The sequence below is a fragment of the Arthrobacter sp. ISL-69 genome, from assembly GCF_018613775.1.
Classification (GTDB): domain Bacteria; phylum Actinomycetota; class Actinomycetes; order Actinomycetales; family Micrococcaceae; genus Arthrobacter.
This window is the reverse complement of record NZ_JAGGPO010000024.1, coordinates 95,455-109,391: the sequence shown is the minus strand read 5'-3', so window position 1 is coordinate 109,391 and position 13,937 is coordinate 95,455. Positions and strand designations below refer to the sequence as shown.

Annotated in this window: 13 protein-coding genes and 2 tRNA genes; 10 read left to right on the top strand and 5 right to left on the bottom strand. The window is 65.0% G+C overall.

The window, feature by feature from the left end; all coding sequences use genetic code 11:
- Positions 1–28: 28 nt before the first annotated feature.
- Positions 29–484, bottom strand: a complete 456-nt coding sequence (locus J7I79_RS17885) for a globin (protein ID WP_285291474.1) — start codon at positions 482–484, stop codon at positions 29–31.
- 2 nt (positions 485–486) lie between these two features.
- The gene (locus tag J7I79_RS17880) at positions 487–1,152 is read right to left on the bottom strand and encodes a mechanosensitive ion channel family protein (RefSeq protein ID WP_104173129.1); all 666 of its coding nucleotides are present in this window, start codon (positions 1,150–1,152) and stop codon (positions 487–489) included.
- Positions 1,153–1,261: 109 nt separating this feature from the next.
- Here J7I79_RS17880 and J7I79_RS17875 point away from each other — a divergent pair, with 109 nt between their 5' ends.
- Positions 1,262–2,260 carry an epimerase gene (locus tag J7I79_RS17875; protein ID WP_214955448.1) on the top strand — a complete coding sequence of 333 codons (999 nt, stop codon included), beginning with the start codon at positions 1,262–1,264 and terminating at the stop codon, positions 2,258–2,260.
- 32 nt (positions 2,261–2,292) lie between these two features.
- On the opposite strand, the gene J7I79_RS17870 is transcribed toward J7I79_RS17875, so the two are convergent.
- Positions 2,293–2,772 (bottom strand): OsmC family protein, encoded by a 480-nt coding sequence (locus tag J7I79_RS17870; RefSeq protein ID WP_214955446.1) that lies wholly within the window; start codon positions 2,770–2,772, stop codon positions 2,293–2,295.
- A 32-nt stretch (positions 2,773–2,804) separates the two neighbouring features.
- Positions 2,805–5,357, bottom strand: a complete 2,553-nt coding sequence (gene pepN / locus J7I79_RS17865; RefSeq protein WP_214955444.1) for an aminopeptidase N — start codon at positions 5,355–5,357, stop codon at positions 2,805–2,807.
- Between the two features lie 146 nt (positions 5,358–5,503).
- Between pepN and J7I79_RS17860 the strand changes: the two genes are divergently transcribed.
- The 3 genes from J7I79_RS17860 to J7I79_RS17850 all read left to right on the top strand — a co-directional run bounded on the left by J7I79_RS17860 (position 5,504) and on the right by J7I79_RS17850 (position 8,042).
- Positions 5,504–6,505, top strand: coding sequence for a hypothetical protein (locus J7I79_RS17860; protein ID WP_214955442.1), 1,002 nt, complete (start codon positions 5,504–5,506; stop codon positions 6,503–6,505).
- Positions 6,506–6,618: 113 nt separating this feature from the next.
- On the top strand, positions 6,619–7,113 hold the full coding sequence (locus J7I79_RS17855; protein WP_214955440.1) for a ribose-5-phosphate isomerase: 495 nt from the start codon (positions 6,619–6,621) through the stop codon (positions 7,111–7,113).
- On the top strand, positions 7,113–8,042 hold the full coding sequence (locus J7I79_RS17850) for a DNA-formamidopyrimidine glycosylase family protein (protein ID WP_214955438.1): 930 nt from the start codon (positions 7,113–7,115) through the stop codon (positions 8,040–8,042). The genes J7I79_RS17855 and J7I79_RS17850 overlap by 1 nt, the downstream gene beginning before the upstream one ends.
- A 95-nt stretch (positions 8,043–8,137) precedes the next feature.
- Here the strand turns inward: J7I79_RS17850 and J7I79_RS17845 are convergent.
- Positions 8,138–8,211: transfer RNA gene (locus J7I79_RS17845), tRNA-Gly, on the bottom strand.
- A 154-nt stretch (positions 8,212–8,365) separates the two neighbouring features.
- On the opposite strand from J7I79_RS17845, the gene J7I79_RS17840 reads away from it, so the two are divergent.
- The 6 genes from J7I79_RS17840 (at position 8,366) to J7I79_RS17815 (ending at position 13,623) form a co-directional block, all read left to right on the top strand.
- Positions 8,366–8,440: transfer RNA gene (locus tag J7I79_RS17840), tRNA-Pro, on the top strand.
- A 67-nt stretch (positions 8,441–8,507) separates the two neighbouring features.
- Positions 8,508–9,890: a trigger factor gene (tig, locus tag J7I79_RS17835; protein ID WP_214955436.1), complete on the top strand. Its 1,383-nt coding sequence runs from the start codon at positions 8,508–8,510 to the stop codon at positions 9,888–9,890.
- A gap of 255 nt (positions 9,891–10,145) precedes the next feature.
- Positions 10,146–10,754 (top strand): ATP-dependent Clp protease proteolytic subunit, encoded by a 609-nt coding sequence (locus tag J7I79_RS17830; protein ID WP_214955468.1) that lies wholly within the window; start codon positions 10,146–10,148, stop codon positions 10,752–10,754.
- Between the two features lie 41 nt (positions 10,755–10,795).
- On the top strand, positions 10,796–11,455 hold the full coding sequence (locus J7I79_RS17825) for an ATP-dependent Clp protease proteolytic subunit (protein ID WP_214955434.1): 660 nt from the start codon (positions 10,796–10,798) through the stop codon (positions 11,453–11,455).
- Between the two features lie 196 nt (positions 11,456–11,651).
- Positions 11,652–12,941, top strand: coding sequence for an ATP-dependent Clp protease ATP-binding subunit ClpX (clpX, locus tag J7I79_RS17820; RefSeq protein WP_104173120.1), 1,290 nt, complete (start codon positions 11,652–11,654; stop codon positions 12,939–12,941).
- 67 nt (positions 12,942–13,008) lie between these two features.
- Positions 13,009–13,623, top strand: coding sequence for a DsbA family protein (locus J7I79_RS17815; RefSeq protein ID WP_214955432.1), 615 nt, complete (start codon positions 13,009–13,011; stop codon positions 13,621–13,623).
- The last annotated feature ends 314 nt before the right edge of the window (positions 13,624–13,937 follow it).

Genomic DNA, 13,937 nt, shown 5'->3' with positions numbered 1-13,937 from the left:
CCGTCGGTGGATCAAGGCTAAGAGGCTCTCAGGCGTCTGAGGGGCTGTTGACCATGGACAGCGCAGCGCGCTCCATGTAATCCCACAGCGTGCCTTCGTAGAGCGGCGCCAGTTCCAGGGCGTCCACTGCCGTCCGCATGTGGTGCAGCCACCGGTCCTTGGCCTCGGGGGTGACCCGGAACGGCATGTGCCGCATCCGCAACCGGGGATGGCCGCGTTCTTCTCCGTACGTGGTGGGACCGCCCCAGTACTGCTCGAGGAACATCAGGAAACGCCTCTTGGCCGGTCCGAGGTCCTCTTCCGGGTACATCGGCCGGAGCAGCGGGTCTGTGGCCACGCCGTCGTAAAAGACATCGATTAGCTTCACGAAAGTCTCGTGGCCGCCCACGGCGTCGTAGAAGTTGTCCGTGTAGCCGGGCTGGGTGAAGGGATCGTTCTGCATCAGCATCTTCGGTTGGCTCTGGTCAGGGGTTGGCGTGCTCATGGTTACTCTCCGGCCTTCTGCTGGGGTGCTGAATCGGGGTCGGGGACGTCCGCGGACTCGTCCACGGGGGCCACGTAGTTGCCCTGGGAACGGTTGCCCACCCGCAGGATCTCGCCGTTTCGCAGGTACCAGATGGCACCGTCCTCCGACCGGACGCGGGTGATGCGGAGGCCCATGGACTCCACTGTTCCCACCACCTCGCTGGTCTCAATGACATCGCCGATGCCGTACTGGTCCTCGATCGTGATGAAGATGCCGGCAAGGAAGTCGCGGATGAGCTGCTGGGCGCCGAAGCCGATGGCGACACCCAGGATACCGACGCTGGTCAGCAGAGGTGCGATGTCCACATCCAGGTTCTTCAGGACGTACATGATGGTGATGACGGCGATGAGGACGCTGGCCACGCTGTTCAGCAGTGAGCCGATGGTCTTCGCCCGCTGGACGCGGCGCTCGTGGTCCAGGGCGCGGAGGGCCGGGGCAACCCACCGGAAGTGGGGCTTTTTGAAGAATGTGGTGCCGGCGGCAACGCTCTTGGTGATTCCGACAATCACGAAGGTGGCCGCGAGCCACACTCCAACGCCTACCCCGATGCTGATCACGATTCCGGCTGCGTTTATTCCGGAAATGTCCGGAGTGGCTGGTGGGGTGATCGACAACATGCTGTACATCGGCAGGGGTGCTCCTTACTGCTGACCGGCGTCTGCCGGAGGTGGCCCGGCGTTCGCCGGGCGCATAACACTCTGTTCACCTTCAACACTAGCGCCGTAGCGTGGCCACATGCGCATCCTGATCCTTGGCGGTACCGCCTTCCTGTCCGCTGAAATTGCCCGGCAGGCGGTTTCCGCCGGGCACGCCGTGACCTGCCTTGCGCGCGGTCTGGCGGCCGCTCCGCCGGCGGGAACGGCCTGGCTGCAGGCCGACCGTACCCAAGGGAAGCAGGCGTATGGAGAGGCGGCCGGGGACTGGGACGCCGTCATTGACGTGACCCGTGATCCGGAACAGGCCAGGGACGCGCTCGAATTCCTGGCCCCGGCCGCCGCGCACTGGACGACGGTCTCCAGTTGCTCCGTGTACGCCGACCACTCACTGCCGGGCGCGGACGAGAGTGCGGGGCTGCTGCCGCCGCTTGCACCGGGCACCGCCTTTGCGCCGGAGAACTACGGCGAGGCAAAGTCGGCCATCGAGCAACACGCCACAGCCCTGGCCGGCGCGAAGGCCCACCTCTGCCGGGCCGGACTGATCGGCGGTCCCGGCGACGGTACGGACCGTTACGGCTACTGGCCGGCCCGGTTTGCCCGCGACGCGGGACCTGTCCTCGTTCCGGATATCGGCGGCAACGCCACCCAGATCATTGACGTCCGCGACCTCGCGGCCTGGATCCTGGAAGCGGCAGGACTGGGGATTACCGGCGCCCTGAACGCGGTGGGAGGTGTTGTACCGTTCGGCGCCTACGTTGACGAAGCAAAACGCCTCGCAGGCTATGGAAGCCGGACGCTCACGGTGCCGGCAGACTGGCTGGTTGCCCGGGGGATTGCCCATTGGGCAGGCAAAGACTCCCTCCCCCTCTGGCTACCGCCGGGACATGACGGCTTTATGACACGCTCCAACGATGCTGCCGTCGCAGCCGGCCTCACCCTGCGGCCATGGCAGGAGACACTGCGGGACACGCTCGACGACGAACGCCGCCGCGGCCTGGACAGGGAACGGAAGGCCGGGATCAGCGCCGAAACGGAGGAGCGGCTCCTGGCCGAATTCCAGGCGTCCGGTACGTCCTGAGACACGGGACTACCGCCGGCCAATAGCAGCGGTCAGGCTCCCGGGCCAACCGTCCTCGGTGCGTGGAGCACGGGGAAGTTGACGCTGCGGGCAATGAAGCAGACCTTGTTTGCCTCTTCATGGAGCTGTTCCATCAGGGCGTTGTCCACGGCGGCCGCAAGAGTCACCTGCGGCCGGAGCGTGACGGACTCGAACTGGCCGCTGCCGTCGCGGTTAGTCCGCATCAGGCCTTCGGCGCGGTCCTCGTAGGCCGTCACTACCACGCCATGCTTCACGGCCACGTGGAGGAACGACAGCATGTGGCACTGCGACAGCGCGGTCAGCAGCAGCTGTTCGGGGTTGTACCGGGTCTTGTCCCCGTGGAACGTGGGATCCGCGGATCCCCTGAGCGTGGGTAGCCCGGGGAGGTCGATGTCGTGGGCCCGGGAGTACCCGCGGTACGTCGACGTTCCGTCTCCACGGTTCCCGGTCCATCGGACAGTCACGGCGTAGCGGTGCTCATCAAGGGTCATGCCGCAAGTCTAGTAACGGCAAACGCCGGTGACTACCCGACGTCGGCCCGGCGGGCCCGCAGCGCGCGGGCCACGCCGTCGCGGTTCTCCAGCATCATGCGCCGCAGGGCGGCGCTGTCTTCAGGCAGGGTGGCCAGGAACTCGTCCGTCCGGTCCACAGTGGCCTGGGTGGTCTGCTGCGACGGGTAGAGCCCGACGACGATCTGCTGGGCGAGCGCGTGGGTGCGGTTGGCAACGATCCCGGGGACGGCGTCGAAGTACTTCTCCGTGTACGGCGCCAGCAGCGCCGGATCCAGCACGCGCGTGAAGCCTGCCACCGCGGAGGCCTGCAGGGCATTGGAGAATTCGCCCTTGACCACGATGGACTCCCAGGCTGCAGCCTTTGCCTCGGCCGTGGGAATGGCCGCCGTGGCCAGGGCTGCCGCATTCTGGCCGTTGGCCGTGTTGTCCCGCTCGAGTTCGGCGTCGATCCGGTCCTGGCCGTGCCGTCCGCCGGCCACCAGCGAGGCGAGCAGTTCCCACCGCAGGTCCTGGTCGACAGTGAGTCCGTCCAGGGCGGCGGAGCCCTCCAGCAGTGCCGATACCGTATCCAGCTGGCTGTCACTGCGGGCCAGCAGGGCGTACGACTTCACGAACTGGAGCTGCGCATCCGAGCCCGCCGGAACCGCCCCTGCCAGGTCCCAGAGCGTGTCCGCTGCGGCCACGGACGTCTTTTCCCGGTGCTCCTCGGCCACGTAATAGGTGAGGGTGGTGGCCAACTGGCGGAGCTGGACCAGGATCACGGAGGAATCGGATTCAGAGGCGATGTTGGCCAGGATCAGTTCGACGTAGCCGCGTGCCGGTGATTCCCCGTCACGGGCGGCATCCCAGGCCGAGCCCCAGACGAGCGTTCGCGGCAGGCTCTCCCGGAAGTCCTTCAGGTGGGCAGTGGCAGTGGCCAGGGACTTCGCGTCGAGGCGGACCTTGGCGTAGGCGAGGTCGTCATCGTTGAGCAGGACCAGGTCCGGCTGCTGCAGGCCGGCCAGTGCGGGCACCTCGGTGCGTTCGCCGTCGACGTCCAGTTCTTCGCGGTGCACCCGGACCAGCTGCCCGTCGGTGACGTTGTAGAAGCCGACGGCGAGGCGGTGCGGCCGGATGGTGGGCTGCTCGGCGACCGCTGACTGCACGATGGCGAAGGAGGTGATCGCGCCGGTGGAATCTACCGCGACGTCAGGCGTCAGGGTGTTGACCCCGGCAGTTTCCAGCCACAGCCGCCCCCACTGGTCAAGGTCGCGGCCGCTGGCCTTTTCCAGTTCGACCATGAGGTCGCTGAGCTCGGTGTTCTTCCAGGCGTGCTTGATGAAGTACTCGCGGACCCCGGACATGAACTGCTCCGGCCCGACCCACGCAACCAGCTGGCGCAGCACCGAGGCGCCCTTGGCGTACGTGATGCCGTCGAAGTTCACTTCGACGTCCTGCAGGTCGTTGATCTCGGCGAAGATGGGGTGCGTGGTGGGCAGCTGGTCCTGGCGGTACGCCCACGACTTCTCCACCGAAGCGAACGTGGTCCAGGCGTGGTCAAACTCGGTGTTCTCCACCGCAGCCAGGTGGGACATGTACTCGGCGAACGATTCGTTGAGCCACAGGTCATTCCACCAGCGCATCGTCACGAGGTCGCCGAACCACATGTGCGCGAGTTCGTGCAGTACGGTGATGGCGCGGCGTTCGATCTGCGCGCCGGTGACCTTGCCGCGGAACACATAGCCTTCCAGGATGGTGACGGCGCCCGCGTTCTCCATCGCCCCGGCATTGAACTCCGGGACAAAGAGCTGGTCGTACTTCTCGAACGGGTACGGGCACCCGAACTGTGCCTCGAAGAACTCGAACCCCTGGCGGGTGAGTTCGAAGATGTTGTCCGCATCCAGGTACTGCATGAGCGACTTCCGCGCGAACACTCCCAGCGGAACAACCCGTCCGTCGGCGCACTTCACCTCGCTGCGCACGGACTGGTACGGGCCGGCGACCAACGCTGTCACGTACGAGGACAGCGGGGGAGTGGGGGCAAACTCCCAGACGGAACGGGCGCCGCCGCCCTCGCCGGGAATGGTCTCGATGGGCACAGGCGTGGGGGAGTTGGACACCACGTCCCAGTGCGACGGCGCAGTGACGGTGAACGTAAAGCTCGCCTTGAGGTCGGGCTGCTCGAACACGGCGAACATCCGGCGTGAGTCGGGGACCTCGAACTGCGTGTACAGGTAGACCTCGTTGTCCACCGGATCCACGAACCGGTGCAGTCCTTCGCCGGTGTTCATGTACGGCGCCTCGGCCACCACCAGCAGGTTGTTCTCCGCGGCGAGGTCCGGAAGCTGGATGCGGATGCCGTCGGACACCTCGGCGGGATCCAGTTCGATGCCGTTGAGCATAACGCTGTGGACCTTGTGGGTTACCGCATCGATAAAGGTGGAGGAGCCGGGGCGGGCGCTGAACGTCACGGCGGTGGTGGATCCGAAGACTTTGTCGCCCCGGGTCAGGTCCAGGCTGACGTCGTAGGACTCAACGGAGATGAGGTCAGCGCGCTCACGGGCTTCGGCGCGCGTCAGGTTCATACCTGGCAATGTGGGGCCTCCAGAAAGGGTTTGCGGTTGCGTACCGGCAACAGTCATCGCCGGCACTGTGAAGTTATTCTTTCACTTCATTGCCCGTTGGCAAGTTAGGTGAATCACACGGTGCCGGCGCGGAGTAGCGTTGGGGTATGGGAAAGATCAGGGATTCGGTGGACGCCAAGGCACTGCGGTTCGCGGTGGGGTTCCCTGTGCTGCTGGCCGCCGCATTCGTCGTGTGTGCACTGTTGCTCGGGCCGGACGTGCCGGACCCCATGGCAGTGCGTTGGTCCGAGGCCGGGCCGGCCGGTTTTGCGCCGTTCTCTTCCTTTGTGACGTTCGGCGGCCTGATCATCGCGGCGGTGGGCTGGCTGGCCCTGGGGCAGGCGGTGCCTTTGAGTCGGCCCGCTGTCATGCGGCGCATCATGATGGGCGCCGGCCTGGGCATCAGCCTCTTTGTCACCACGGCACTGGCTGCTGTGCTGGTGGGGCAGGCGGGCATCGCCGACGTCCGCGAGGCACGGGTCGACATGTCGGTGCTCGCCCTCGGGAGCGGGGCCGCCTTGGCGCTCGGCGTCATCATCGGGTTTGTGTTCAAAGCCGACGAACAGTGGTCGGTGGACGATGACCGGGCCCTGCAGGAGGCACTGGAACGCGAACTCGACCCGGAACTGGCGACGGATTCCGTACGGCTGTGGGTTCATGCACGCAGTTCGGTGTTCGTGATGCTCGGCGTCGCGTCGCTCTTCCCGGCGGCCCTGGTCTCCATCGCCGTCCCCTGGCTGGGCGCCCTGCTGGTGGTGCTGGCGGTGCTGGCGGCGGCCTTCCTCTTCGCCCGGGTCATCGTCGACCGGAGCGGGCTGCGGGTCTTCGTCGCAGGATTCGTCCGCGTGATGGAGGTTCCGGCCGCGGCCATTGCCTCGGCTGCACCCGCGGACGTCCGTGCCGCGGACTACGGCGGGTGGGGCTACCGGCACCACGGCGGAACCACAGCCATGCTGGTCAGCAGCGGCCCCGCCGTCGTCGTCAACCGTGCGGACGGCAAGAAGGTGGCCGTCAGCGGCGGCAGCACCGACTCCGCCGAAAGGGTGGCCGCCGTCCTGTCCCGGGTGGCTGCCCGGGCCCGCGGGGAGAAGAGCCCGCCCCAGCCTTGACGTCCGCAGAGTGTGTATGGCGGGCACCTACCGTCTGCGTCCTAGTACGCTTGGACCCGACCCCCGAAGCAGCCCGGAAGCCTACCGGTGCTAACGACTGAACGGACACTGCCGTGACCACCTCTTCCGACTTTCCGCGCGTCCACATCGCCACCGACCACGCCGGGATGGAGCTCAGCGCCCACCTGGTAGCCCACCTCACAGCGAAGGGCTACGACGTGGTGGACCACGGGCCCAAGGCTTACGACGCCCTGGACGACTACCCGTCCTTCTGCATCAACGCAGCCCTCGCCGTCGTGGCCGACCAGGCTGCCGGAGTGCATGCCCTGGGCATCGTGCTCGGCGGCTCCGGGAACGGCGAGCAGATCGCCGCCAACAAGGTCAAGGGCGTCCGTGCGGCGCTCGGCTGGAACCTGTCCACGGCAACACTTGCCCGCGAGCACAATGACGCCAACGTCGTTGCAGTCGGCGGCCGCCAGCACAGCGTGGACGAGGCAACGGAAATCATCGAGGCATTCCTGCAGGAACCGTTCAGCAACGATGAACGCCATGTCCGCCGCATCGGCAAGATCGCTGCCTACGAGAACACCGGCGAGGTTATCGCCTAGTGCCGGAAGGGCATTCGGTCCACCGGCTGGCCCGCCAGTTTTCGGACATATTTTCCGGGCAGCGCCTCGCCGTCTCCAGTCCGCAGGGGCGGTTCACTGACGGCGCGGCGCTGCTGAACGACCGCACCCTGGTTGCCTCCGTGGCCCACGGTAAGCACCTGTTCCTGCATTTCGACCACGGGCTCGTTCTGCACGTGCACCTCGGCCTCTACGGCGCCTGGGACTTTGGCGGTGACGCCACGTTCCGCGGCGCTTCCAGCATCGGCGCGCCCCGGAAGGTGGGGGAGCAGGAAGTGTTCGACGACGGCGCGGCAGCCGACGCTGCTTTTGAATCCGCCGGCGGCAGTTCCGGGTACGAGGGCCCTCCCGCGCCGGTCGGTGCCGTCCGTGTCCGGCTGGCCGGCGCGCACGGCTGGGCGGACCTCAGGGGCGCCACTACGTGCCACGCCATCACCGAGGCCGAAGCCGACGCCGTCCTGGCCCGGCTGGGTCCGGACCCGCTGCGGAACCTTGCCGGTGGCAAGGAAGGCTTCGTCGCGGGCGTACGGGCACGCAGGACGCCCCTCGCTGCGCTCCTGATGGACCAGAAGGTGATCGCCGGCGTCGGGAACGTCTACCGGGCCGAAATCCTCTTCCGCCAGGGCCTTGATCCCTGGCTGCCCGGCCGCTCGCTGGACGCGGAGGCGGCGGGGGGACTGTGGGAGGACACAGTCGCAATGATGTCCGACGGCGTCCGCGACGGCAGGATCATCACCACGCCGCCGACCTACTGGACGGATCCCGCCGCCGGACTGCCGGCGCCGGACGAGTCGCATTTCGTATACCGGCGGCACGGCCTCGAGTGCCGCAACTGCGGGACCGCTGTGGCGATGACGGACCTTGCTGCGCGCAAGCTCTATTGGTGCCCCGTGTGCCAGCAGGGGACGTAAGGCCCGGAACCCGGGCAAAGGTGCCGGGAAAACAGGAAAGCCCCTCCGGAGAGGGGCTTTCCTGTTGTCCTGCTTGTGTCCTTGCGGGACTGTCCTGGAGGGGACGACGGGAATCGAACCCGCGTAATCAGTTTGGAAGACTGAGGCTTTACCATTAAGCTACGTCCCCGTGGGAATGCTTCCGGCCGCTGCTGGTGATCGCAGCTGCTGATGCATTACTTCCGGTCGGCTGCTCGAGCCGGATATAACTAAACCTAATTCAGGGCCCCAGTGTCAAATGTGCATATCCGGCCGTTATCACCGTAGACTGTTCTGTGCACTTACGGGGTGTAGCTCAGCTTGGCTAGAGCGCCTGCTTTGGGAGCAGGAAGTCGCAGGTTCAAATCCTGTCACCCCGACTCTGCAGCTTGTCAGATCATTGCGTTTGCAGAAACCCATCCCACAAAAACCAGGAGTACTTAGACTGTGAAGAGCGCTGTCGAGAACCTCACCCCCACGCGGGTCAAGCTCAATGTTGAGGTCCCCTTTGAGGAATTGAAGCCCAGCATCGAAGAGGCATACAAGACTGTTGCTTCGCAGATCCAGGTACCTGGCTTCCGCAAGGGCAAGGTCCCCGCAAAGCTGATCGACCAGCGCGTTGGCCGCGGCTACGTGCTGGAGACGGCCATCAACGAAGGCCTCAACGGCTGGTACCAGGAGGCTGTCCAGGAGACTGGAATCCGCCCGCTGAGCCGTCCCGAGGTCGAAATCACCGAAGTTCCGGACCCCTCCGCGACCGACGGCGAACTCAAGTTCCACGCTGAAGTCGACATCCGTCCCGAGATCGAACTGCCGGACTACGCCGGCATCAAGGTTGAGGTTGCCGCTGCCGAGTCCTCCGAAGCAGACGTTGACAAGGCACTCGACGAACTCCGCGGCCGCTTCGGCACGCTGAAGTCCGTGGAGCGTCCGGCCGCCGACGGCGACTTCCTGACGATCGACATCACCGCCTCGATCGACGCCGCCGAAGTTGACTCCGCCTCCGGCCTGTCCTACCAGGTTGGCGCCGGCACCATGCTCGAAGGCCTCGACGAGGCCGTCACCGGCCTCAGCGCCGACGAGGACGCCATCTTCGAAACCACCCTCGTAGGCGGCGACCACGCCGGCGAAGGTGCCCAGGTCAAGGTAGTGGTCAAGTCCGTCAAGGAGCGCGAGCTTCCCGAAGCTGACGACGACTTCGCCCAGCTGGCATCCGAGTTCGACACGCTGACCGAACTCCGTGCGGACCTCGCCAAGCAGGCTGCCGAATCCAAGGTTGTCGAACAGGGTGTCGAGGCACGCGACAAGGTCCTGGACAAGCTCGTTGAGCTCGTTGAGGTTCCCGTTCCCGCCTCGGTCGTCGAAGAGCAGCTGGAGCAGCACTTCAAGGCTGAGAACTCCCACGGTGAAGGCGAGCACGACACTGAGGAGCACCGCGCCGAGGTCCAGGCCAACACCGAGCGTGCCTTCCAGAACGAGATCATCCTTGACGCCATCGCGGACAAGGAAGAGGTCGGCGTCAGCCAGAACGAGCTGATTGACTACATCGTGACCACGGCCAGCCAGTACGGCATGGACCCGAACCAGTTCGCCCAGATCATCGATCAGTCCGGCCAGGTTCCCATGATGGTTTCCGAGGTCCGCCGCCGCAAGGCCCTGGCCGTTGTGCTGGGCCAGGCCGAGGTTACCGACACCGAGGGCAACAAGGTTGACCTGAGCGACTTCGTCCGCCCCGGCGGCGAAGAAGCTCCTGCCGCTGAGGCTGAAGAGGCTCCCGCCGTTGACGGCGAAGCCGCCCCCAGCGACGACCCCGCAGCAGTGAAGTTCTAACACGCGTTGCACGGAAGCCCCCGGATCCCTGATCCGGGGGCTTCCCCGTTTAACCCCGGAACGGCGGCTTAACTCCGGAACGGCGGCGGGGCTGCGGCAATCGTGCGCCGTCAGCGAACAGCGCGATCCGCGAGAACAAAACGGCCGCGAAACCGGTTAGTGTCCAAGTAGTGATTTTCAGTGACGTCGTACCGTGACGTCACCGTCGCCAGCGAGAGGTAAGTACATATGTCACAGCAAGCAGGGGCGCCCCGGATGGCAACTGTCGATCCGGCAGCCCAGGACAACTACATCTACAACCGCCTGCTGAAAGAGCGCATCATCTGGCTTGGATCCGAGGTTCGCGATGAGAACGCCAACGCGATCTGCTCGCAGTTGCTTCTGCTGTCAGCGGAGAACCCCGATAAGGACATCTACCTTTACATCAACTCGCCCGGCGGCTCCGTAACCGCCGGCATGGCCATCTACGACACCATGCAGTTCATCCCGAACGACGTCGTAACGGTCGCCACCGGTCTTGCGGCGTCGATGGGGCAGTTCCTGCTTTCCTCGGGCACCAAGGGCAAGCGCTACGCCACCCCGAACGCCCGCATCCTGATGCACCAGCCGTCCGGCGGCATCGGCGGCACGGCCTCGGACATCAAGATCCAGGCCGAACTCATCCTGCACATGAAGAAGGTCATGGCGGAACTCACCGCCGGCCAGACCGGGCAGACGGTCGAGACCATCCTCAAGGACAACGACCGTGACAAGTGGTTTACGGCTCCCGAAGCCCTCGAGTACGGCTTCTTCGACAAGATCGCCGCGCACGCGGGATCTGTAGCCGGCGGCGGCGGAACACAAAACGCCAGCGGCTCGGAATAGTAACCGGCACAAAGACAGAAATGATTCCAGGAGAAATGAACATGAACTACAATTTCGGATCGTCTGCCGGGAACCTGCCCACCAGCCGTTATGTGCTGCCGCAGTTCGAGGAGCGCACCCCCTACGGCTTCAAGCGCCAGGACCCGTACACCAAGCTCTTCGAGGACCGGATCATCTTCCTCGGCGTGCAGGTGGACGACGCCTCCGCTGACGACGTCATGGCCCAGTTGCTGGTGCTTGAGTCCACGGACCCGGACCGCGACATCACGCTGTACATCAACTCCCCGGGCGGCTCCTTCACCGCTATGACGGCCATCTACGACACCATGCAGTACATCCGTCCCGAGATCCAGACCGTGTGCCTGGGCCAGGCGGCAAGTGCCGCAGCCGTCCTGCTCGCAGCCGGTACGCCGGGCAAGCGGCTGGCACTGCCCAACGCGCGCGTGCTCATCCACCAGCCGGCCTTGTCCGGCGGCCAGGGCGGCCAGGCGTCGGACCTCGAGATCCAGGCAGCGGAAGTCATGCGCATGCGCGCCTGGCTCGAAGACACGCTGGCCAAGCACTCGGGCAGGACGTCCGAGCAGGTCAACAACGACATCGAGCGCGACAAGATCCTGACCGCCGCCGAGGCCCAGTCCTACGGCCTGATCGACCAGGTCCTTGATTCCCGCAAGATCAAGCCGCAGGCGATCAGCAGGTAGCAGCACGACACGCGGAGCCGGTGCGGTTCATGGAAAATGGACCGCACCGGCTTTCGTTTTCAACGCGTAAGGTTCCACCCCTCAGGCCGAATGTGACCTAGAGTGGAACATGTCACGGCCGGACCTTCCGGACCCACCGTGATTCCAGCAACCGGTGCAGTGCTGCGGTAGCAGCAAGATACTAAGGGGTTCACATATGGCTCGGATTGGCGAGAGCACGGATCTGCTGAAGTGCTCTTTCTGCGGAAAGAGCCAAAAGCAGGTGCGAAAGCTCATTGCCGGGCCCGGCGTCTACATCTGCGACGAGTGCATTGAGCTCTGCAACGAGATCATCGAAGAGGAGCTCGCGGAAGTCGCGGACCTCGGCAGCTTCGAACTTCCCAAGCCGCGGGAGATCTTCGACTTCCTGCAGGAATACGTCATCGGCCAGGAGCCGGCCAAGCGCTCCCTCGCCGTCGCGGTGTACAACCACTACAAGCGGATCCAGGCCGGCCACGCCCCCAAGAGCGGCAGCCTCGCCGAAGGCGTCCATCACGACGACGTCGAGATCGCCAAGTCGAACATCCTCCTGATCGGCCCCACCGGTTGCGGCAAGACCTATCTCGCCCAGACCCTGGCAAGGCGCCTCAACGTCCCGTTCGCCGTCGCGGACGCCACGGCACTGACCGAGGCCGGGTACGTTGGCGAGGACGTCGAAAACATTCTCCTGAAGCTCATCCAGGCCGCTGACTACGACGTCAAGAAGGCCGAACAGGGCATCATCTACATTGACGAGATCGACAAGATTTCCCGGAAGAGCGAGAACCCGTCCATCACCCGGGATGTCTCCGGTGAAGGCGTCCAGCAGGCATTGCTGAAGATCCTGGAAGGCACGGTGGCCTCGGTTCCCCCGCAGGGCGGCCGGAAGCATCCGCACCAGGAGTTCATCCAGATCGACACCACCAACGTGCTGTTCATCGTTGCAGGAGCCTTCGCCGGGCTCGAGGACATCATTGGCTCCCGGTCCGGCCGCAAGGGCATCGGCTTCGGCGCCCCGCTCAACGAGGTCAAGAACAACTCCGACTCGTACGGCGAGGTCATGCCGGAGGATCTGCTGAAGTTCGGGCTTATCCCGGAATTCATCGGCAGGCTTCCCGTCATCACCACGGTCTCGAACCTGGACCGCCCTGCGTTGATCCAGATTCTGTCCACACCGAAGAACGCCCTGGTGAAGCAATACCAGAAGATGTTCCAGCTCGATGGCGTTGAGTTGCTGTTCGACGAGGCAGCGCTGGACATGATCGCCGACCAGGCACTGGAGCGCGGCACCGGTGCCCGCGGACTCCGGGCCATCATGGAGGAAGTGCTTCTTCCGGTGATGTTCGACCTCCCCAGCCGGGACGACATCGCGAGTGTCGTCATCACCGCCGACGTGGTGGCGAAGAAGGCCCAGCCCACCATGATCGCCCACGATGTAGTGGCGAAGCGTCGGAATAAATCCGCTTAGTTCTTCGCTCTTGGTAGATGTGCGCCTGATGTGCGCCATGCCCTGATGACTTTACGAGGAGATTTCCGTGCCTGAAACCACCGCGAGCAAAGCCGACTTCTGGTTCGACCCCCTGTGCCCTTTCGCCTGGATCACGTCCCGCTGGGTGGGCGAAGTGGAGGAAGTCCGCGACATCGACACCGAATGGCACGTGATGAGCCTTGCCGTCCTGAATGAGGGACGCGAGCTGGACCCGGGCTACCGCGAAGCGATGGACAAGGCCTGGGGGCCCGTCCACGTCATCATCGCCGCCCGCGAGCAGCACGGTGACCACGTCATCAAGCCCCTGTATGACGCCATGGGCAGCCTGATCCACGACGCTGGCGAAAAGGACTTCGGCGTCGTGATCAGCAAAGCCCTGGCGGAGTGCGGGCTTCCGGCCGGGCTCGCGGCCGAGGCGTCCTCTGACGCCTTCGACGAGCAGCTTCGCGCCAGCCACGAAGAGGGCATCTCCCTCGTGGGGCAGGACGTGGGAACCCCGGTGGTGGCCTTCAACGGCACGGCGTTCTTTGGTCCGGTGCTGACCCGCATTCCCCTGGGTGAGGAAGCCGGCCGCCTGTGGGACGCCGCGGTGACCCTGGCCGCGTACCCGCACTTCTTCGAGATCAAGCGCAGCCGCACCGAGCGGCCCGAATTCAACTGACGGCATCCTCTGGACGGATCCTCGGGCCCGGGAGAATTACTGCCGTGTAGTTCTTCCGGGACTATTGCGGTTCGCCGTAGGTGGGACAACAATGGTTCTTACCCACTTCGAAAGAAGAGGGACACGGAAACCAAAGATTCAGTGACACGCATCTGACGCAGCCTTCGGCAAAGTCAGAAGCTGGCTACCAGTGACGAGGTAGGAAGACCTGAACTTCCGAGGATTCCGCCAGGTTGTCATAGACGTCACGAGACAATCGAAAGTCGAAGCCCCACCAACGGCAATACGCTGATGGGGCTTCCCCTTTGGCCAAA

Bases quoted from the DNA above. Each gene is read 5' to 3' on its own strand.
- J7I79_RS17885 (WP_285291474.1), bottom strand. From the start codon at position 484: ATGAGCACGCCAACCCCTGACCAGAGCCAACCGAAGATGCTGATGCAG.
- J7I79_RS17880 (WP_104173129.1), bottom strand. From the start codon at position 1,152: ATGTACAGCATGTTGTCGATCACCCCACCAGCCACTCCGGACATTTCC.
- J7I79_RS17875 (WP_214955448.1), top strand. From the start codon at position 1,262: ATGCGCATCCTGATCCTTGGCGGTACCGCCTTCCTGTCCGCTGAAATT.
- J7I79_RS17870 (WP_214955446.1), bottom strand. From the start codon at position 2,772: ATGACCCTTGATGAGCACCGCTACGCCGTGACTGTCCGATGGACCGGG.
- pepN (WP_214955444.1), bottom strand. From the start codon at position 5,357: ATGAACCTGACGCGCGCCGAAGCCCGTGAGCGCGCTGACCTCATCTCC.
- J7I79_RS17860 (WP_214955442.1), top strand. From the start codon at position 5,504: ATGGGAAAGATCAGGGATTCGGTGGACGCCAAGGCACTGCGGTTCGCG.
- J7I79_RS17830 (WP_214955468.1), top strand. From the start codon at position 10,146: ATGGCAACTGTCGATCCGGCAGCCCAGGACAACTACATCTACAACCGC.
- J7I79_RS17825 (WP_214955434.1), top strand. From the start codon at position 10,796: ATGAACTACAATTTCGGATCGTCTGCCGGGAACCTGCCCACCAGCCGT.
- clpX (WP_104173120.1), top strand. From the start codon at position 11,652: ATGGCTCGGATTGGCGAGAGCACGGATCTGCTGAAGTGCTCTTTCTGC.